Origin of the sequence: Burkholderia sp. Bp8984 (assembly GCF_003853755.1) — a bacterium.
GTDB lineage: Bacteria > Pseudomonadota > Gammaproteobacteria > Burkholderiales > Burkholderiaceae > Burkholderia.
The window spans coordinates 1-19,920 of record NZ_QTQN01000027.1 but is presented as its reverse complement, the minus strand read 5'-3'; the positions used below and the strand labels follow the sequence as shown (position 1 = coordinate 19,920).

At 69.6% G+C, this 19,920-nt stretch carries 17 protein-coding genes and 1 riboswitch; of the genes, 4 read left to right on the top strand and 13 right to left on the bottom strand.

Annotated elements, in window-relative coordinates:
• Positions 1–7 precede the first annotated feature (7 nt).
• The 6 genes from DID98_RS24820 to DID98_RS24790 all read right to left on the bottom strand — a co-directional run bounded on the left by DID98_RS24820 (position 8) and on the right by DID98_RS24790 (position 6,004).
• Complete coding sequence (locus DID98_RS24820; RefSeq protein ID WP_124522620.1) at positions 8–511, bottom strand: thioesterase; 504 nt, start codon at positions 509–511, stop codon at positions 8–10.
• A 172-nt stretch (positions 512–683) separates the two neighbouring features.
• Positions 684–1,700: an NADP-dependent oxidoreductase gene (locus DID98_RS24815; RefSeq protein ID WP_124523253.1), complete on the bottom strand. Its 1,017-nt coding sequence runs from the start codon at positions 1,698–1,700 to the stop codon at positions 684–686.
• Positions 1,701–1,734: 34 nt separating this feature from the next.
• The gene (locus DID98_RS24810; RefSeq protein ID WP_124486474.1) at positions 1,735–2,523 is read right to left on the bottom strand and encodes an SDR family oxidoreductase; all 789 of its coding nucleotides are present in this window, start codon (positions 2,521–2,523) and stop codon (positions 1,735–1,737) included.
• Between the two features lie 474 nt (positions 2,524–2,997).
• Positions 2,998–3,585: a phosphatase PAP2 family protein gene (locus DID98_RS24800; protein WP_124522618.1), complete on the bottom strand. Its 588-nt coding sequence runs from the start codon at positions 3,583–3,585 to the stop codon at positions 2,998–3,000.
• A gap of 80 nt (positions 3,586–3,665) precedes the next feature.
• On the bottom strand, positions 3,666–4,982 hold the full coding sequence (locus DID98_RS24795) for an Nramp family divalent metal transporter (RefSeq protein ID WP_124522616.1): 1,317 nt from the start codon (positions 4,980–4,982) through the stop codon (positions 3,666–3,668).
• On the bottom strand, positions 4,931–6,004 hold the full coding sequence (locus tag DID98_RS24790; protein WP_124486478.1) for a helix-turn-helix domain-containing protein: 1,074 nt from the start codon (positions 6,002–6,004) through the stop codon (positions 4,931–4,933). Before DID98_RS24790 ends, DID98_RS24795 begins: the two co-directional genes overlap by 52 nt.
• 479 nt (positions 6,005–6,483) lie before the next feature.
• Between DID98_RS24790 and DID98_RS24785 the strand changes: the two genes are divergently transcribed.
• Both DID98_RS24785 and DID98_RS24780 read left to right on the top strand, forming a co-directional pair.
• The gene (locus DID98_RS24785; RefSeq protein WP_124522614.1) at positions 6,484–7,404 is read left to right on the top strand and encodes a LysR family transcriptional regulator; all 921 of its coding nucleotides are present in this window, start codon (positions 6,484–6,486) and stop codon (positions 7,402–7,404) included.
• A 118-nt stretch (positions 7,405–7,522) separates the two neighbouring features.
• On the top strand, positions 7,523–7,924 hold the full coding sequence (locus tag DID98_RS24780) for an OsmC family protein (protein WP_124522612.1): 402 nt from the start codon (positions 7,523–7,525) through the stop codon (positions 7,922–7,924).
• A gap of 100 nt (positions 7,925–8,024) precedes the next feature.
• On the opposite strand, the gene DID98_RS24775 is transcribed toward DID98_RS24780, so the two are convergent.
• Positions 8,025–8,906: a Dyp-type peroxidase gene (locus tag DID98_RS24775; protein WP_124522610.1), complete on the bottom strand. Its 882-nt coding sequence runs from the start codon at positions 8,904–8,906 to the stop codon at positions 8,025–8,027.
• A 486-nt stretch (positions 8,907–9,392) separates the two neighbouring features.
• On the opposite strand from DID98_RS24775, the gene DID98_RS24765 reads away from it, so the two are divergent.
• On the top strand, positions 9,393–11,255 hold the full coding sequence (locus tag DID98_RS24765) for an ABC transporter ATP-binding protein (protein ID WP_124522608.1): 1,863 nt from the start codon (positions 9,393–9,395) through the stop codon (positions 11,253–11,255).
• A 229-nt stretch (positions 11,256–11,484) separates the two neighbouring features.
• Entirely contained in the window at positions 11,485–12,198 is a 714-nt protein-coding gene (locus DID98_RS24760) for a riboflavin synthase subunit alpha (protein ID WP_124522606.1), read from the top strand.
• 89 nt (positions 12,199–12,287) lie between these two features.
• Here the strand turns inward: DID98_RS24760 and DID98_RS24755 are convergent, their stop codons facing one another.
• The 6 genes from DID98_RS24755 to DID98_RS24730 all read right to left on the bottom strand — a co-directional run bounded on the left by DID98_RS24755 (position 12,288) and on the right by DID98_RS24730 (position 19,786).
• Entirely contained in the window at positions 12,288–13,529 is a 1,242-nt protein-coding gene (locus DID98_RS24755) for a voltage-gated chloride channel family protein (RefSeq protein ID WP_124522604.1), read from the bottom strand.
• Between the two features lie 79 nt (positions 13,530–13,608).
• Positions 13,609–13,712, bottom strand: a riboswitch (Fluoride riboswitch).
• 59 nt (positions 13,713–13,771) lie between these two features.
• Positions 13,772–14,791 carry a chemotaxis response regulator protein-glutamate methylesterase gene (locus DID98_RS24750; protein WP_044846626.1) on the bottom strand — a complete coding sequence of 340 codons (1,020 nt, stop codon included), beginning with the start codon at positions 14,789–14,791 and terminating at the stop codon, positions 13,772–13,774.
• Positions 14,788–17,103, bottom strand: a complete 2,316-nt coding sequence (locus DID98_RS24745; protein WP_124486484.1) for a hybrid sensor histidine kinase/response regulator — start codon at positions 17,101–17,103, stop codon at positions 14,788–14,790. The genes DID98_RS24750 and DID98_RS24745 overlap by 4 nt, the downstream gene beginning before the upstream one ends.
• Positions 17,100–17,804 carry a chemotaxis protein CheW gene (locus DID98_RS24740; RefSeq protein WP_124523282.1) on the bottom strand — a complete coding sequence of 235 codons (705 nt, stop codon included), beginning with the start codon at positions 17,802–17,804 and terminating at the stop codon, positions 17,100–17,102. Before DID98_RS24740 ends, DID98_RS24745 begins: the two co-directional genes overlap by 4 nt.
• A gap of 45 nt (positions 17,805–17,849) precedes the next feature.
• A complete protein-coding gene (locus DID98_RS24735) occupies positions 17,850–19,277 on the bottom strand; it encodes a protein-glutamate O-methyltransferase CheR (RefSeq protein WP_124523249.1) in 1,428 nt (475 codons plus the stop codon).
• Positions 19,274–19,786 carry a chemotaxis protein CheW gene (locus DID98_RS24730; protein WP_124486486.1) on the bottom strand — a complete coding sequence of 171 codons (513 nt, stop codon included), beginning with the start codon at positions 19,784–19,786 and terminating at the stop codon, positions 19,274–19,276. The genes DID98_RS24735 and DID98_RS24730 overlap by 4 nt, the downstream gene beginning before the upstream one ends.
• Positions 19,787–19,920 lie beyond the last annotated feature (134 nt).

Sequence of the window (19,920 nt, the reverse complement as noted above, 5' to 3'; positions counted from 1 at the left end):
CCGCGCGTCACGGATGACGAATCCTGATCACGACGGGCGCCACGGCGCCCGTTTCCATGTCCGGCCCCGCGATCGTCAGCACGCCGCCATACGGCCCGACACGATGCGCGCGCCCCGCTTCCAGCGGCACGGCTCGATCGTCGCGCGCATCGTGCCAGATTGCGCGAACCGCCGCGCCCGCAGGCTGCGAAAGCGGCTGGCCGTCCGGCCCCACGAGCGCCAGATGCGCACCGGGCAAGCGCCGGCCATGCGCATCGAAGCGGAGTGCCGCCGCGCTCGCGCTGCCCGACGCCCCGAGCGACGGCGTGTCGAATGTCACGTCGTACCGATCGACGAGCGCGCCGGTGAAGCGCACGATGCCAGCCGCGCCCGCGTGCCCGGCCGCACCGGCGCTCGACACTGCGAGCGCGATGCCGATCCCCGCTGCCGCCATCCGCGCCCGGACACCGATGCGCCGCTTCGTTCGATCGCGCGCCGCCGTCGGTGCCGCCCATGTCGTCTTCATCTGCATGTTCCGCCTCCCTTCCCGCTTCTCGCCGCGCAAATGAAAACGGCGGCGTGACGCGCAGGTCACGCCGCCGCTTGCCGGCAATTACTTTAGGGAGAGCGGCCGGAACAATAAATGAGACAAGTCCTAAACTGATACCGGAATATTCGGACTCAATGCGCGCGAGCGCGACGGCTCATGCGTCCGGATCGACGCGCAGCACGAGCTTGCCGCGATGGTCGCCGTCGAACAGGCGGTTCAGCACGTCGGGGGCGTTTTCGAGCCCGTCGGCGACGGTTTCCTCGGCCTTGAGCCGGCCGTCGCGCAGCCATCCCGCGAGCGTCTGCACCGCTTCGCGGCTCTTGCGGTAGTCGAGGATCAGGAAGCCGCGCATCGTGATCCGCTTCGAGATCAGCACGCCGACGTCGTCCGCCGCGCGGCCGCTGTTGTAGTTCGAGATCACGCCGCACAGCGCGACGCGCCCGCCGATCACCATCCGCGACAGCACCGCGCGCATCACCTCGCCGCCGACGTTCTCGAAGTTCACGTGCACGCCGTCCGGCGTCGCCGCCTTCAGCTGCTCACGGAAATCGTCGGCCTTGTAGTCGACGGCCGCGTCGAAGCCGAGCGTCTCGGTCAGGTAGCGGCACTTGTCCGCGCCACCCGCGATGCCCACCACGCGCGCACCGTGGATCTTGCCGATCTGGCCGGCGATCGAGCCGACCGACCCGGCCGCCGCCGACACGACGAGCGTCTCGCCAGGCTGCACCGGCGCGATGTCGGTCAGCCCGTAGTACGCGGTCAGGCCGCTCATCCCGCACGCGCCGAGCAGCGTCGGCAGCGGCAGGCCCGACTGCGCGGGCAGCTTCACGAGTTGCGCGGCCTGGTCGGCCGGCACCCGCGCATAGTCCTGCCAGCCGAGCAGCCCCTGCACGAGATCGCCTTGCGCGAACCCCGCGTGGCGCGACGCGACCACGCGCCCGATGCCGAGCGCACGCATCACTTCGCCGATCGCGACGGGCGGCAGGTATTGCGGCACGTCGCTCATCCACACGCGGTTGGTCGGATCCATCGACAGATACAGCACACGCACGAGCACGTCGCCGTCGGCGAGCGCCGGCACCGGCGTTTCGACGAACGAAAAGTGTTCGCGGCCGACCCGGCCTTCCGGGCGTGTCTTCAGCAGCAGCTGGCGGTTCACGGGTGTCGACACGATGTTCTCCTCCGGTTGTGTTTATCGATGCGCGTCAAACTGCGCACATGCCGCCGTCGATCACGAGTTCGGCGGCCGTCACGAAGCGGCTTTCGTCGGATGCCAGATAGACGGCCGCATGCGCGACGTCGTCCGGTTCGCCGAGCCGGCGCAGCGGAATGCCGCGTGCGAGCTTGCGCGTCGCATCGCGTTCGCCGAGCGACTGGAACAGCGGCTCGACGATCCCCGTGCGAATGAACGCCGGGTGAATCGAGTTGCAGCGCACGTCGAGCTCGCGGCGCGCGCAGTCGATCGCGACCGACTTCGTCAGCGACGCGACCGCGGCCTTCGACGCGTTGTACGCGGTGAAATCCGGCTCGACCTTGAACGCGGCCACCGACGAGATGTTGATGATCGATGCGGGATGGCTCTCGGCCAGATACGACAGCGCATGCTTGCAGCCGAGCACGATGCTCTCGACGTTGACCGCCATCACGCGCCGCCATTCGTCCAGTTCGATCTGCGCGGGCGAGCCGATCGAGCCGACACCCGCGTTGTTGACGAGCACCGACAGCCCGCCCATCGCATCGACCGCCTGCGCGAGCAGCGCTTGCCAGCGCGCTTCGTCGCGGACGTCCTGCGTCGCGGCAAACGCGACCGGCGTCGCGTGGCCCGCGTTGAGTTCGTCGGCGAATGCATCGAGCACCGCCGCGTCGGCAACGTCGGTCAGGAACACGCGCGCGCCCTGCTCGACCATCCGGCGCGCGATCGCGCGGCCGAGGCCGCCGGCGGCGCCCGTGATGTACGCGCACTTGCCTGCGAGGCGCGTGGAAACGATTGTCATGGGACCTGCTCCTGTCGTGAGTCGTCGCGGCGGACCGGTGCCGCGACGGCGGTTGCCGTGCGCCGGCCGACGGCCGCGCGGTATGCGCGAGTATAGCGAGCCGGCCGCACCGGGCCGGACGAATCCGGCGGCCGGCCGCTGCCGGCCCCGCTCGAACGAACGCCAGCGTACGCGATTGCCGCCAATCGATGAAATGAATCTTCGTAATGCCCGGTCATAGACATCACTCATGACCTTCGGATCCGCGGGCGGCGGGACGGGCGGGCGGACGGGCGGACGGGCGGACGGGCGGGCGGGCGGGCACAGCAACAGCACAGCACAGCACAGCCGATCATCGCCGATGTCGGCTCGATAACGATCGGGAAACGGCTTTTGACAATAACCAAGAAGGAATGGGACGGGACTCGGGGGGCCACCGCCGCGGCGACGACCGCATCCGGCACCGGCGCACCGACGCGCGGCAACGAACAGCCGTCAGAACCCGTCGCCGGACGTGCGCATGAACGCGCAGAACTGCGGGGAATGCGTGTCGATCATCTGCTGGAACGGTGCGCGATGCCCGTACGCGATGCCGGACACGAGGAGCAGGCAGACGGCCGCGATGCGCGGCGAGAACGCGCGCTTGTGCGCCCGCCGGTAGGCGCGCAGGAACACCAGCGCGACCAGCGCGCCGAGCAGCCAGCCGACGACGACTTCCGGGACCGTGTGCGAATGGTCGAACACGCGCGCGACGCCCGTCAGCGCGCCGACGACGAGACCGGCCGCCACGCCCGGCTCCTTGCCCGGACGGAATGCCTGCCACAGCATCGACAGCGCGACGGTCCACACGGACGTCGACAGCATCGTATGGCCGCTGATCACGCGGAAATCGAACTGCGGGATCTCGACCCCGCAGCCCGCATAAAGAATCTTGGTCGCCCCGACCAGGCTCATGCCGGCCGCGAGCAGCACGATCCAGCGCACCGCGAGCCGCCAGTTGGACAGCGCGAGCCAGACGGCGCAGGTCAGCGCGACCGGCAAGGTCAGCGCGGCATCGCCGATGTTGCTGATTTCACTCCACATGACGGACGTCGAACGGCTGGCAAAAGGCGCAGTTTAACGCAGGCGCGCCACGCGCCTGTTTCAGCCTGTGACAAGCTGTATCAGCCCGCGACACCCGTGATCAGCAGCAGGTTCGTGCCGGTTATGACGGCGAACAGTACCCAGGCGGCGGCCTGCATCCCGCGACCGATCGCATGCTCGCCCATCGTGTTGCGATCGCTGACCGACCGGATCAGCGGCCACATCGCGAACGGCAGCTGCAGGCTCAGCAGCACCTGGCTCCAGACGAGCAATTGCCCGACCGAGTTTTCGCCGAGCCACAGCACGCCGATCAGCGCGGGCACCAGTGCGAGCCCGCGCGTGATCAGCCGGCGCTGGTAGCAAGGGATTTTCGTATGCAGGAAGCCGTCCATGATCACCTGGCCGGCGATCGTGCCGGTCAGCGTCGAGCTTTGCCCCGACGCGAGCAGCGCGATGCCGAACAGCAGCGCGGCCGCGCCGCCCGCGATCGGCGTGATCAGCCGGTACGCCTGTTCGATGTCGGTCACGTCGTGCTGGCCGGTCGCATGGAACGCCGCGCCCGCGACGACCAGGATCGCCGCATTGACGAGCATCGCGACGAACAGCGACACGCAGGTGTCGATGCGCACCAGCGCGAGCGTGTCGCGGATCAGGCCGCGCGCGCCGCCGACGACATGGCGCGTCTGCACGACCGACGAATGCAGATACAGGTTGTGCGGCATGATCGTCGCGCCGACGATGCCGAGCGCGAGCACGATCGCGTCCTTGCGGTCATGGCCCGGATTGCCCGGCACGAGCCCCTTCGCGACCGCATGCCAGTCGGGCGGCGTGATCGCGACCTGCGCGACGAAGCAGAACGCCATCGTCGCGATCAACCCGAGCACGATCGCCTCGATCTGCCGGACGCCCTTGCCCTGCAGCCCGAGCACGATCACCGTGTCGAGCGCGGTCAGCACGATCCCCCACGCGAGCGGCACGCCGAGCAGCAGCTTGAACGCGAGCGCGCAGCCGAGCACTTCGGCGATGTCGCACGCGATGATCGACACCTCGGCGGTCACCCACTGCACGATGCGGCCGAAGGTGCCATAGCGGTCGTAGCTGGCCTGCGCGAGATCCTTGCCCGCGACGAGGCCGAGCCGCGCGGCGAGCATCTGCAGGAAGATCGCGGCGAGGCTCGAGAACGCGACGACCCACAGCAGCGAATAGCCGAATTGCGAGCCGGCCTGGATGTCGGTGGCCCAGTTGCCGGGATCCATATAGCCGATCGCGACCAGCAGGCCCGGGCCGAAGAAGCGCTTGAGCTTCATCCAGCGCGACGCGCCGGCGTCGATCGTGATGCTGCCCTTTACTTCCGACGGGCAGAAGGGGGCTGTGGCGGTAGTGGGAAGCAGGGGCATGGAAACCGGGGATCGTGATCGCGACACGGTGATTTTACGTTCATCCGCCCCGCTTTCTCCCGCGCATCGCCGCGCACACCCCGGCTCGCCCGCTCGCCGTCGGCAGTCGCGAGCCGCGGCGCGGGCTGCCGATCGGCCTGCGGGTGCGGCGTCCCGGCACCGTTCGTCAGGATCCGCTCGCGCTCGGCGACGCGAAATTCGGTCGGCGACACCAGCAGGCGCTGGCGAAACAGCTTGGCCAGACGCTCGCCGCTGCCGAAGCCCGTGCGCCGCGCGACCTTGTCGGCCGGCAGCGTCGTGTGGACCAGCATGTGGCAGGCGCGCTCGAGCCGCACGTGCTGCACGAACTCGGTCGGCGTCACGCCGATTTCCTTCTTGAAGCGCCGCAGGAAATTGCGCTCGCTCATCGCGACCGTCTGCGCGACTTCCGCAACCGAAATGCGGTTCGCGCTCTGCGCGCGCAGCCGCTGCACCGACATCCGGATCGACGGGCTCGCGCTCAGTTCGCGAAACGCCCACATCGACTGCGCATAGCGCTGCTCGACCGGCTGCATCAGGTTGCTGGCGATCTCCTGTGCGGCGCTGTCGCCGAGATCGGCGCGGAACATGTCGAGCACGGTCGCAAACACGTCGGCCTCGCCGGCCTGCAGTTCGATCGTGGCCGCCGCACCGCGGGCGCGATCGGTTCGCGCGCGATCGGCTTCCGTCTGCCGCTGCGACGCGGCGAGCGTCGACAGGCCCATCGCATCGACGATCCAGCGCGCATGGCGGCGGATGTCGCTCAGGCGGCGCCGCAACGCATCGTTCCAGTTGATCGACGCGCGCTCACCATGAAGATGAAAGAACGCGTGTGCACGATGGCCATGCTCGTCGCCGAGCGAATCGGCGGCGATCTGCACACCGGACGACGACTGCAGCAAGCCCCCCTTTTCGGATACGTACTTCAGCTGGTAATCCGCATTGAACGCGTTCAGGCGATTCGCCAGGTTGAAGGCCTCGCTCAGACGCGCGGCCTCGGCCAAGGAAAACCCCGTACTCAAATAGATTACGACCCACCTCTGATCTGCTGCTTCCACTGGCCAAGCCCCCGGACTGTTTCGACTTCTTTTAATTGCCGTCGAACTGTCAGGCTTATATTTGGTTTGAACACGTGCGACAGGGACGGCTATCTCGAAATATGAAGCGACGGCATCTTAGCCGAACTAGCCGAACGGGTCGTCTCTTTGTCACGAAATGGCCGACCGGGACAGCATGATGGCGGATTTTTACAGGCTATCGCCGACCGATGATCTGGCCGCGCGGAAATGCGCGTGTCGACGGGCGGACTCGGATCGTGACGCCTGCCTCGTATCGCGCATCGGCTCCACGCACGCTCGCGTAGCGGGACGATCGTCATCGGCATGCATCGGACGGCATCGGTCGCCGGTACAACGCGCACCCGCGTTCCGTTGTTCGCGCATCCATTAGAATCGCCCCACCGCCCACCACGCCGCCTTCGTCCGTGCCCGCCGACCATCGTCTCGACCTGAACCTGTTCCGCGTGCTCGATGCGGTCTACGTGCACGGCGGCATCGGCGCGGCCGCCCGTGCGCTGCACCTGACGCAGCCGGCCGTCACGCATGCGCTCAACCGGCTGCGCGCGCATTTCGACGACCCGCTGTTCGTGCGCCAGGGCAACCGCGTCGTGCCGACCGAGCGCACGCGCGCGATCATCGCGGACGTGCAGCTTCACCTCGCCGGCCTGCAGCGCGCCGCGCGCGACCCGGCGGCATTCGACCCGGCGACGCTCGACCTGAGCATCGCGGTCGGCATTCGCGACGTGCTCGAATCGATCGCGCTGCCGCAGATCGTCGCCGCGTTCGCCGGCGCAGCGCCGGGCCTGCGATTCGTGAGCCGCCGCGTCGCGGTGCACGACATCGAACGCGAACTCGCGTCGGGCAATCTCGATCTGGCCGTCGATCGACGCGTGCAGACCGGCCCGCGCATCGTGACCGAGCACCTGCTCGACGATTCGCTCGTCGTCGCGATGCGGCACGATCATCCGTTGGCCGGTGGTCCGCTGCGGCGCGGCGACTATTTCGCCGCGCGGCATGTCGCGGTGTCGTCGCTCGGCGAACCGCAATCGCTCGACGTGCTGCTCGGCAACGACGGGCGCTTCCGTCACATCCAGCTCGTCTGCCAGCATTACTTCGCCGCCTGCCAGATCGCCGCGGCGGGCGACCTGCTGCTGACGCTGCCGCGCACGTATGCGCTGCGCATGGCGGCGATGCTGCCGATCGCAGTGCAGCCGCTGCCGCTGCGGCTCAAGCCGTTTCCGCTGCTCGCGTACTGGCACGAGTCGCGCGAGACCGACCGCGCGCACCAGTGGGTGCGCGAACGCGTCGCCACGCTCGTGCGCCGGAGTGCCGGCGTCGCCGGCTGATCCCGGCGAGCCCCGTCGACGCGCGTGGCGCCCGCGTTTTTCGTCGAGACGGTATGCTGACGGCTCGCACGCCGCGCATCGTCGCGGCCGCCTCTTACCCGCTTACCGGAGACTTGCCATGCCGCTCATCCACGCTGCCGCCACCCTCGCCGCCGACGCGCCCGACTACGTCGTCCAGCTGCAGGCCGGCACGCACGCGCTGACCGGCGACGAAGCGCCGCGCGAAGGCGGACAGGCCCTCGGGCCGGCGCCGTTCGAGTTCGTGCTGGCCGGCCTCGCGCAATGCACGGCCGCGACGCTGCGCATGTACATGCAGCGCAAGACGTGGCCGGCCGCGCGCATCGACGTGCGCACCGAACTGCATGCCGATCGTGAAGGGCAGCAATACGTGCGCCGCGTCGTGACGCTCGACGGCCCGCTCGACGACGCGCAGCGCCAGCGGCTCGCGGAAATCTGCGAGAAGACGCCGGTGACGCTGTTCATCAAGCGCGGCACGCGCATCGAAACGACGCTGAACTGACGGGCGGCGTACCGCGCCGCACGCGATCGCCGCGTCACAAGCAAAACGGGCGGGCCGCGCGCGATGCGCGGCCCGCCCGTTTGCGGATGTCGTCCGGCGCTCAGAGTCCGAGCGCGGACAGGTCCAGCTTGCCGTCCTTCACCGGCGGACACCAGAAATACGCGCCCGTCAGCGGTCGCGTGAAGCGGAACAGGCCGTCGACGATGCCGTCGTCCGCGCCGCTCATCCGGCGCATCTGCACGTCGAACGCGCGGAACGAACGGCCGAACGCGACGAAGTAGAGCCCCGCGCGGCGCGCATCGGACCACGGCGACGAACGGCGCAGCATGAATGCCTCCGGCTCGAAGCTCTCCTGCGCGGTGCGCTTCACGTGCGCGAACTCGGGCGCGTCGTCGAGTTCCTCGTTGTCCGAGCGGCGGCGGCCGATGATGTGATCCATGTCGCCCGACGCAATGCGCTCCATCTGGTCGAAGTCGTGCAGCCATTGCTGAACCGCGACGAAGCTCGAACCGTCGAGCCCCGCGCCCTGCCCCGTGACGACCGACGCGGCCAGCGCGTCGTCGCCGGTCGGGTTCTCGGTGCCGTCCTCGTAACCCGACAGGTCGCGATCGGTCGAATAGCGGAACCCGTCGACCGCGTCCTGCAGCACGAACGCCGGCGCGAGCGCCCGCTCGATCGCCCGCGCGCGCAGCACGAGTGCGCCGCGATCGTCGCCGCGCAGCCAGACCCAGACGTCGGCCGGCGTGATCGGCAGCGTACGGTCGTTCACCGCGAACGCCGGGTATTCGGTGAGCCCCGGAACCGGGCGGCCGAGATGCGCGGCCAGCGCCTGCCCGAAGCCTGCGACCGCGTCGCGCCCGTCGATGAGCTCGCGCAATGCCGCGAGCGCCGCGGCCACATTGACGTTGTTCGAAATCGTGAAAGTGAGGTATCGGGCCGCCGTGTCGATCGGAGCCAGGATGCCTTGCTGAACGTCGCTCATCGTTTCCTCAGGAGTGTATCGGGGTGAATCCGCGGGGCCGCAGCGGCCGGCGCGCAACGGCAGAGTGTAATCGATGCCGCCCGCCGCCCCGTGCGGCACCGCACCGCGGAACACGCACGAAAGAGGGCCAAAACCCCGAATACTAACCGCATCGCTGCTGCAACGCCGTATTCGTCAGACGTTGCGGCGCGTCCGGCTCTGCTGATAAAATTCCTTCACGTCTTTTTCGGCGTCCTTTCAACCGTTCACTTCAGGGAGGTGCAGATGTTCCGAATGCCAGCAACCTTCCCGAACGTGGTCCCACGGCGCGGCTGATCCAGCCCGTCGTCCGCGCCGGCTTCCGGGTGCTCCGCTAACCCGCCCGCCCGCGCAATTTCCCGACAGCCCGTTTCGTTTCGCCCGCGTCGTGCGCGCGGTCCGGCTGTCGCGTTTTCGACGTTCTCCGAACCGGAAAGTCCCGTCGCGCGATGCGCCGGGCAACGATACATGACCAGAAAAACCACCCATCTGGGCGGCCAGGCATTCCAGGCCGTCTTCGGCTTCACGTTCCGCTACTGGCGCAAGCAGCCGGTGCGCATCGCGACGATCACGACGCTGGCGCTGCTCGGCGCGCTTGCCGACGTGCTCACGCCGCTGTTCGCCGGGCGCCTCGTCGATGCGCTGTCGAGCGGCCCGACCGACCGCGCCGCCGCGTGGCATGCGGCCGTCACCGCGTTCGGCACGCTGGCCGCGCTCGGCATCGGCGCGACGCTGCTGCGGCAGGGCGTCTACCTGAACATCATCACGCTCACGCTGAAGATGATGAGCGAGATCGCCGCGGCGTCGTTCCATCGCGTGCAGCGTTTCTCGACCGACTGGCACGCGAACAGCTTCGCGGGATCGACCGTGCGCAAGATCACGCGCGGGATCTGGGCACTCGACCTGCTGAACGACACGGTGCTGATCGCGCTGCTGCCGTCGGTCACGATGCTCGTCGGCGCGACCGTGCTGCTCGGCACGCACTGGCCGGTGATGGGGCTCGTCGTCGGTGCGGGTTCGCTGCTGTACATCTCGGTGACGGTCGCGGTATCGCTCGGCATCGTCGCGCCGGCCGCGCGGCTCGGCAACCTGTGGGACACGCGCATGGGCGGCGCGCTCGCCGACGCCGTGAGCTGCAACGCGGTCGTCAAGGCGTTCGGCGCGGAAACGCGCGAGGAAGCGCGGCTCGATCGCGTGATCGGCAAGTGGCGCCAGCGCACGCGCCGCACGTGGGTGCGCGGCACGTTCAACGGCGGGCTGCAGGGCGCGATGCTCGTCGCGATGCAGGCGGCGATGATCGGCGTCGCGCTGCGGCTGTGGGCGAACGACGAAGCGAGCGTCGGCGACATCGCGTTCTCGCTGACGATGTTCTTCATGCTGCAGGGCTACCTGCGCGACGTCGGCATGCACATCCGCAACCTGCAACGCTCGGTCAACGACATGGAAGAGCTCGTCGCGCTCGAGCGCCAGCCGCTCGGCATCGACGATCGGCCCGGCGCGCCCGCGATCCGGATCGGGCAAGGCGAGATCCGCTTCGAGCACGTGACGTTCCGCTACGGCAACCATCCGGTGCCGCTGTACGACGACTTCTCGATGCGCATCGCGCCCGGCGAACGCGTGGGCCTCGTCGGCCATTCCGGGTCGGGCAAGACGACGTTCATCAAACTGATCCAGCGCCTGTACGACGTGTCGGGCGGCCGCATCACGATCGACGGCCAGGACATCGCGCAAGTGCGGCAGGATTCGCTGCGCAGCCAGATCGCGATCGTCCAGCAGGAACCCGTGCTGTTCCACCGCACGCTCGCGGAGAACATCGCGTATGCGCGCCCCGACGCGAGCCGTGCGGAGATCGAGCGCGCCGCGCGTCTTGCCAGCGCGCACGACTTCATCGTCGCGCTGCCGGACGGCTATGACACGCTCGTCGGCGAGCGCGGGATCAAGCTGTCGGGCGGCGAACGCCAGCGCGTCGCGATCGCGCGAGCGTTCCTCGCCGATGCGCCGATCCTGATCCTCGACGAAGCGACGTCGAGCCTCGACAGCGAAAGCGAGGTGCTGATCCAGCAGGCGATGGAGCGGCTGATGGTCGGGCGCACGACGCTCGTCGTCGCGCACCGGCTGTCGACGGTGCGCGCGCTCGACCGTCTGATCGTGCTCGAGCGCGGCAAGGTGATCGAGGAAGGCAGCCACGACGCGCTGATCCGCATCGACGGCGGGACGTATCGCCGGCTGTTCGAGCGGCAGGCGCTGGAACTCGCGAAGGGCCTGATCGATCCGCCGCGGCGCACGGCGGACGATAATGCCGGGCCGCTTGGGGAGCCGGCGCAAGCCTGATGGCAACCCGATCGCAACCGGACGCGCGGCACACCGCCGCCGCGCCCGGTTGCGCCACACGGTACGTCGATGCGATCGTCAGGAATTCACCAGGCCGTTGCGTGCGTCGTCGATTCCATTCGACGGCGCCACGCGAGCCGCCGTGCGCTGCCCGGCAAACCCGTTGCGAACGAGGCGAGCCGGGATCACTTATCATACCGGCCAGGCAATTTGCGACGAAAGGCGGATCATGTTTACAGGCATTGTTCAGGGTGTTGGCGTCATCAAGGCCATCAAGGATCACGGCGAACTGAGAACGTTCAGCATCGAATTCCCCGAGCGGTTCACCACCGACATCGAGATCGGCGCAAGCGTCTCGGTCGACGGCGTCTGCCTGACCGTGACGACCATCCACTCGCCCGAGCTGATCGACTTCGACGTGATGTTGCCGAGCCTGCGCATCACCACGCTCGCCGACCTCACGACCGGCGCCCGGATCAACGTCGAGCGGGCCGCGAAGGACGGCGCTGAAATCGGCGGACATCCGCTGTCCGGACACGTCGACTTCATGGGAACGATCGCGAACATCGCGTCATCCGAACACAACCGGATGATCCGCATCGGCGTGCCGGCCGATTTCAGGCGCTACGTGTTTGCGAAAGGCTATATCGCGATCAACGGCTGCAGCCTCACCGTGTCGGATGTCAATCGCGAAGAAGGCTGGTTCGACGTCTGGCTGATTCCCGAAACGCGACGCGCGACCACCTTCGATGCGAAGGGCGCCGGCGACAAGGTCAATATCGAGATCGAGCGCGGCACGCAGGTCGTCGTGGATACGATCCGCGAATCGGTCAAGGAAACCCTCGGGGAATTGACCGGCGTCGTCACGACGTTGCTCGCGGAGAAGGGCATCGATATCGAGGAACTGCTCGCGCGGAACGTCACGAAGCTGCCGAAGGCGTAACGGCGAAGAGCGCCGCCGTTCCCGCTGATGCCCGGTATCACCGGGCGTCGGCTTCCGTCGCGATGCGGCCGGCCGCCCCGCACGCCGCCTTACTCCACCTCCACCTGCGCCCCCTTCCCCACCGCCACCCGCTGCGCGCGATAAATCCCCGCGTGTCCGGAAAACAGATAGGCGACCACGCAGGCGACGATCGCATACACGCCGACATCCGCGCCGAACAGTTCGATCGCCATGATCGTCGACGCGATCGGCGTGTTGGCCGCGCCCGCGAACACCGCGACGAAACCGAGCCCCGCCAGCACGGGCACCGGCAGCGCCAGCACCTGTCCGAGCGCGTTGCCCAGCGTCGCGCCGATGTAGAACAGCGGCGTCACTTCGCCGCCCTTGAACCCCGACGCGAGCGTGACGACGGTGAACGCGAACTTGCCCGCGAAATCGTAAGCCGGCAGCGGCCCGTGAAACGCGGCTTCGATCGTCGGGATGCCGAGGCCGAGATACTGCGGCACGTTCAGCACGGTGGCGGCCACCGCGACCAGCAGGCCACCGAGCACCGGCTGCAGCGGCGCATAGCGGATCACGCGGCGGAACCACGCGGTCAGCGCATGCGTCGCGAACGCGAACAGCCGGCCGACGACGCCGAACGCGACACCCGCGACGACCGTCGCGGCCAGCCCCGTCGCCGACACGGCCGGCACGAACGGAATCGCATAAGCGGTGTGATGCACGCCCCACGCGCGGCACACGACATCCGCGACGATCGCCGACGCGACGCAGGTCAGCAGCGCGTCGTACCGTACGCGGCCGATCGCGAGCACCTCGAGCCCGAACACGGCGCCCGCGAGCGGCGTACCGAACACCGACGCGAACCCGGCCGCGATGCCGCCCATCAGCAGCACGCGCCGGTGCTCGCGATCGAGCCGGAACAGGTGCGTGACGCGATCGGCGAGCGCGCCGCCCATCTGCACGGCCGTGCCCTCGCGGCCGGCCGACCCGCCGAACAGGTGCGTGACGACGGTCGCGACGAGCACGAGCGGCGCCATCCGCTTCGGCACCAGCGCCTTCGGGTCGTGAATCTCGTCGATCAGCAGGTTGTTGCCGCGCGCGACCGACTGGCCGAACCGGTGGTAGACCCAGCCGGTCGCCAAACCGGCGGCCGGCAGCCCCCACAGCAGCCAGGGATGCGCGACGCGCGTGCCGGTCGCCCAGTCGAGCGCGATCAGGAACAACGCGGAAGCCGTGCCGGCCAGCGCGCCGAGCAACGCAGAGAGCGCGAGCCAGCGGCACACGTAGCGCACGGTCGCGAAAAAATCGGCAGAAGTCGAGAAAAACATGATTTCCAGATTCGACGGGACATCAAAACCTGGGCGGCAGAATACCGCATGGACGGCCTGCGACCTCCTGACGACCCAGGAACACGCAGGCATCATCAGCCGGGCAAACCGGCGGTTGAGGGCCGAACCGCGCGCGACGCGCCGGGATCGACCGCAGGGAGGCATGCCATCTCCGCAGGCGGCAATTGTACGCGACGCCGCACGGCGCGCGCAATGCGGCCCGCCGGGGCCGCGGCGCGCCGTCAGTCGAGCGGCATGCGCGTCACGCGCGAAATCAGTTGCGGCGCGATCCGGTCGAGCGGCAGGATCGCCGACGCCGCGCCGATCGCTGCGGCCGCCTTCGGCATCCCGTAGACGGCGCTCGTCGCCGCGTCCTGCGCGATCGTGTAGCACCCCTTCGCGCGCATCGCCTTCAGCCCGAGCGCGCCATCGCGCCCCATCCCGGTCAGCAGCACGCCGAGCGCGTCGCCCTCCCAGCCGTCGGCGACGCTGTTGAAGAACACGTCGATCGACGGCCGGTACGGCGTCTCGGCCGGATGCCGCGTATAGCCGAGCACGCCGCGCGGCGAGATGTACAGGTGATCGTTGGTCGCCGCGAGCAGCACCTCGCCCGCCTGCGGCACGCTGCCCTGCCGCGCGACGCGCACGGGCAGCCGCGTATAGCCGTCGAGCCACTCCGCCATGCCGACCGCGAACGCCTGGTCGACGTGCTGGACGATCACGAGCGCAGCCGGAAAATCGGCCGGCAGCGCGCGCAACAGCGCGGTGAGCGCGGTCGGGCCGCCCGCCGACGCGCCGATCGCGATCAGCGTCGGCTGGCCGCGCGCGGGTGCGGGCCCGGGCGGCACGAGCGTCGTGGTCCGGCTTTCGAGCAGCCGGCCGATCTGGTCGATCTTCGCGAGCAGCGGCTGCGGCGCCGCATCCGACGGCAGGCCGAGCGCGAGCGTCGGCGTGTCGACCGCGTCGAGCGCGCCGGCCCCCATCGCCTCGTAGACCGACGACGTGTTCGCGCTGACGCTCGCGGTCACGATCAGGATCGCGCACGGCGCGCGCGCCATGATCTGCCGGGTCGCGGCCACGCCGTCGAGCTTCGGCATCACGAGATCCATCAGCACGAGATCGGGCGGATGCGCGACGCAGAAATCCACTGCCTCGTCGCCATCGGTCGCCACCCACAGCACGCGGTGATCCGTGCGCAGCGCGATCACGCGGCGCAGCGCCTCGACGGCAAGCGGCAGATCGTTGACGATGCCGATGTTCATCCGCGTGCGTCCCCGATCAGGTCGTGCACCGCGTCGAGCAGCGCCTCGTCGTGGAAACTGCTCTTCGCGAGGTAGTAGTCGGCACCGGCATCGAGCCCGCGCCGGCGATCCTCGTCGCGATCCTTGTACGACACGATCATCACCGGCACGCGCTTGAGCGTCGGATCGCCCTTGATCAGCGTGACGAGTTCGATCCCGTCCATGCGCGGCATGTCGACGTCGGTGACGACCAGGTCGAACGCGTCGCTGCGCACCGCATTCCAGCCGTCCATCCCGTCGACCGCGATGGTCACGTCGTAGCCGCGCTTTTCCAGCAGCTTGCGCTCGAGCTCGCGCACCGTCAGCGAATCGTCGACGACGAGCACGCGGCGGCGCCGGTCGGCGAGCGCGAGCTGCCGGTCGCGCGTGAGTTTCGCGAGCTGTCCGCCGCGCACGAGCTTGTCGACGGAGCGGATCAGGTCCTCGACATCGACGATCAGCACCGGGTCGCCGTTCTCGAGCAACGCACCGGCCGCGATGTTCTGGATCTTGTGCAGGCGGCTGTCGAGCGGCTGCACGACGAGCATCCGTTCGCCGAGGAAGCGGTCGACGGCGACACCGTAGAGCTCGGGCTCGCCGCCGACGACCACGACCGCCGTGCTCGCGCGCGCGACGCCGGGCTCGCCGGCATCGAGCAGCTGGTGCGCGGCGACGAGGCCCGCGCGCCGGCCGTCGAACGGAAAATGCGGCTGGCCTTCGAGCACGTCGATGTCGTCGTGCGACAGTTCGAGCGTGCGGCGCACGTGCGCGAGCGGGAACGCGTACGGCTCGCCGCCGACCTCGACCAGCAGGCTGCGGATCACCGACAGCGTGAGCGGCAACTGCAGCACGAAGCGCATGCCCGCGCCGGGCTCGTTGAAGATGCGCACCGCGCCGCGCACGCCGCGCACCATCTCCTGCACCGCGTCGAGGCCGACGCCGCGCCCCGACACGTCGGTCACCGCATCGCGCATCGAGAAGCCCGGCAGCAGCAGGAATTCGAGCAGTTCGGGATCGGACAGCCGCGCGGCCGTCTCGTCGTCGGTCAGGCGCTGGCGCACCACCGCAGCGCGCAACGCATCCATGTCGACGCCCGGCCCGTCGTCGATCACGCTGACGAGCAGCGAGCCGGCGCTATGCCGCGCTTCGAGCGTCACGCTCGCCTCGGCCGGCTTGCCGCGCGCGAGGCGCGCGTCGGGCGCTTCGACACCGTGGTCGATCGCGTTGCGCAGCAGGTGGCCGAGCGGTGCGTCGAGCAGGTCGAGAATGTCGCGGTCGACCTGCGTGCCTTCGCCGACGATCGAGAAGCGCACCTGCTTGCCGAGCGAGCGCGCGAGATCGCGGACGATCCGCGGATACGCGCGCGTCGCGTCGCCGAACGGCCGCATCCGGCACTGCAGCGCCTCGTCGTACAGCTGTTCGGCGATATGCGTGCTGCGCCGCTCGAAGCGGTCGAATTCGTCCATGCGCTCGGCGAGCGAACGCTGCAGGTCGTTGAGCATGTGCCGCACTTCGTTCACCGATGCGAGCACGCCCGCGTCGAGATCGTCGGCAAACTGTTCGTACAACAGATCGAGCGAACGGGCCGCGTCGCGCTGCGCGCGCTTCACGCGCAGCATCGACTCCGCGAACGGCTTGAGCCAGCGCGATTCGACGAGCGACTCGCCGGACAGGCTCAGCAGCCGGTTCAGCGTATCGGCCCGCACGCGGCGCATCGCGCCCGCGCCGGCCGCGCGGCCGGCCTGGACCGGATCGGGCACGGCCGCCGGCAGCGCGAGCGGCGGCACCGCGGCGCCGGCCCCCACGGGCTCGTTCGCGGCGCCGTCGTGCTCGCGAGACGGCACGACGGACGGCGCCGCGGCCGCCGGCGGCGGCGCGAAAGCCGGTGCCGGCATCGCGTGCGCGCCGTCGGCGCCTGTCAGCGCCAGCGCGAACGCCTCGATCTCCGCCGGCGACACGGGCTGCGCCTGCGGATCGGCGACGCGCACCAGCAGGTCGACGCCGGCCAGCAGCACGTCGACATGCGTGGCCGTCAGCGCGATCGTACCGGCCTGCGCCGCGACGAAGCATTCTTCCATGCGCCCCGCGATGTCGACGCCGAGCGGCACGCCGACGATGCGCGCGGCGCCCTTCAGCGAATGTGCGGCGCGCATGCACGCCTCGAGCGCGACGGAGTCGGGCTCGCCCGATTCGAGCGCGAGCAGGCGCTCGGACAGCGCCTGGGTCTGCGTGCGCGTCTCCTCGCGATACAGCTCGAGCAGCGACAGTTGGCTCAGATCGTCATCGCCGCTCATCGCATGCTCCGTGTCACGGCGTCGAACAGCCGATCGTCGTCGAGCAAGCCGATCGACTTGCCGCGCCACGACAGCACGCCGCGCGACAGGCCGGCGCTCGCGCGCCCGACCGTCGCCGGCACGGGCACCCATTCGGATGCGCCGAAGCGCAGCACGCCCTCGACTTCGTCGACCGGAAACACCACCGGCTCGCCGTGATGCGCGGCGACCAGCAGCCGCGTGAAACGGCCGTCCGCGCCACCCTCGCGGCCCTTGCCCGCGTCGAGGCCGAGCAGCGCGCCGATCGAGATCGCGATGCGCAGCGTGCCGCGAATGTTGACCACGCCGCGCACGGCCGAATGGCGACGATGCGGCAGCGAATGAATCGGACGCGTGCCGGCGATCTCGCGCAGCACGCCGATCGGCAGCGCGAGCCATTCGTCGGCGACGCGAAACGCCAGTGCCGCCTGATGCGTATCGTCGTCGCCGTGCGCGCGGGTCGCGTCGAACGCGCTGATCCGCTGCGTCGCGTCGGCCAGCTCGGCGGCGCCGAGCGGGCGTTCGAGCAGTTTCGCCGCGTGATACGCGTAGACCGGGCAGTTCAGGCAGCGCAGGCAATCGGCCAGCCGCTCGCACGAGCGGTCGCCGTGCGTGCCGATCCGGTTCCAGCAATCGTCGACGCCGATCGTCGTGTCGTCAGTGGCAACGGCGTCGCGGTTCATTCGTTCCTCGGTCATCCCGATGTCGGCTCCCAACCCGTACTCTCATTATCCGGCCGAGCGCCGCGCACGCTCGAGCAGCCATTGCGCGCCGGCGCCGTCGCCGCCGACGTCCAGCAAGGTCGCGAGATGCGTCAGCGCTTCGTGGTGCGTCGGCCGCAGATACAGCGCCTTCCGGTAGAAATCGCCCGCTTCCGCGACCCGCCCGCGCGCATCCGCGATCAGCCCGTTCAGGTAGAACGCGTCGGCGTGCGGCCCGGCGTGCGCGGAGAACTGCGCGAGCACGCGCTCGGCCTCGTCGAATGCGCCCGCATTGGCCAGCGCCTGCGCTTCCTCGAGCGTCGGCGCGGCGCCGTCGGCGGCCGCCGGCGCGGGCGCGGGCGTGTCGGCCACGTTCGCCGCATCGCCCAGCGGATCGACGCGCGCGTCGGCCCGCGGCCCGAACGCCGTCGGTCGCCCGGCCGGTTCAAAGGCAGCGCGCGACGGCGCGGCATCGCTCCACGCCGGCGGGACGACGGCCAGCAGCGGGCGCGTCGCAGCCGGCGGCGCCACGGCGAAACGCTCGGCGCGCCGGTACGGCGCAATCGCGGGCAGCGGTGCCGCATGGCGGGCCGCGTACCCGTCCGCCGCGGCGCCATCGCGCCCGCGATGAAACGCGAACGCGAGCGGCACGCGTGCCGAACGCATCCCGTGCCGCATCGCGACGCCCGTTTCGGCCGGCCCGACGAACAACATGCCGTCATCGGCGAGCGCGCTTTCGAGCGAACCGATCACACGGTCCTGCGCGTCGCGGTCGAAATAGATCAGCACGTTGCGGCAGAACACGAAATCGTAGCGGATGCCCGTATCGGTGCCCGGTTCGACCAGGTTCGCCTGGCGAAACTGCACGCACGCGCGCACGCGCTCGTCGAGCAGCCAGCCGTCGGCGACCGGCGTGAAGTAGCGGCCGCGGAACTCGGTCGCCGTGCCGCGAAACGCATTGCGCCCGTAGCAGCCGAGCCGCGCCTGTTCGATCGCGCGCGGGCTCAGGTCGAGCGCGTCGATCGTGAAGCTGGCCGGCTCGAGCCCGGCGTCGAGCAGCGCCATCGCCGCCGAATACGGCTCCTCGCCGGTCGAGCACGGCGCGCTCAGCACGCGGATCACGCGCCCGGGCGTCGCGGCGAGCCGCTCGGCCGCGTGCCGCGCGAGCGTCGCGAACGCCTCGCGATCGCGGAAGAACCACGTCTCCGGCACGATGAACAGCTCGATCAGTGCGCGCCGTTCGTCGGCCGACGCGTTGAGGTGCTGCCAGTACGCGTCGAGCGCTTCCGGCGTGACGGGCGGCCGCGCCGCCGACGGCAGCCGCTCGCCGTCGCCCTGCAGCGCCTGCACGCGCTCCGTCAGCGCGCGGCTCAGAAAATCGTTGCCGAGCGAATCGGGGTCGATGCCGGTCTCGCGCAGCAGCCAGCCGCGAAATCGCGAATCGGATTCTTTCATGCGGATTCCCCTCCGTGGCCCGGCAGGCCGTCGAACAGATACAGGCGCGCAACGTCGTCGATCAGGTCGGACACCGAGACCTGCTGCACGATCCCGTCGGGCGTGTTCGCGACGCGCCCGAGCCAGCGCGTGCGCGCGGTCGATACGCCGCTGGCGCGGAACGCCGTGCGGTCGATCCGCAGCGTCTGCGTCGCGCGCTCGATGATCAGGCCGATCACGCGCTCGCGGTCGAGCTGCCCGGCGCGGTAGCGGACCATCACCAGCCGCGTCGAACGCAACGCATGTGCGCGCCGTCCAAGCGCGAGCATCGGCACGTCGATCACGGGCACCGGCTGGCCGCCGCGCATCAGCAGCCCGGCGATCCATTCGGGCGCGCCGGGCACGGCCTTGGCGGTCGCGAGCGGCAACACCTCGTCGATGTCGGCCGCGTCGAGCGCGTAGCGCTCGCCGTCGAGCTCGAACATCAGGAACAGCGCGTGCGCGGCGCCGTGCGACTCGACGCGCGTCACGCGTCGACCTTGAAGCGCGACACGCTGGTGCGCAACTGGTTCGCGACGAGCGTGAGGTCGTCGATCGCCTGCGACGACTGGCGCAGCGATTCGGCCGTCTGCTGCGCGGCTTCCGACAGCTGCGACAGCGCCTG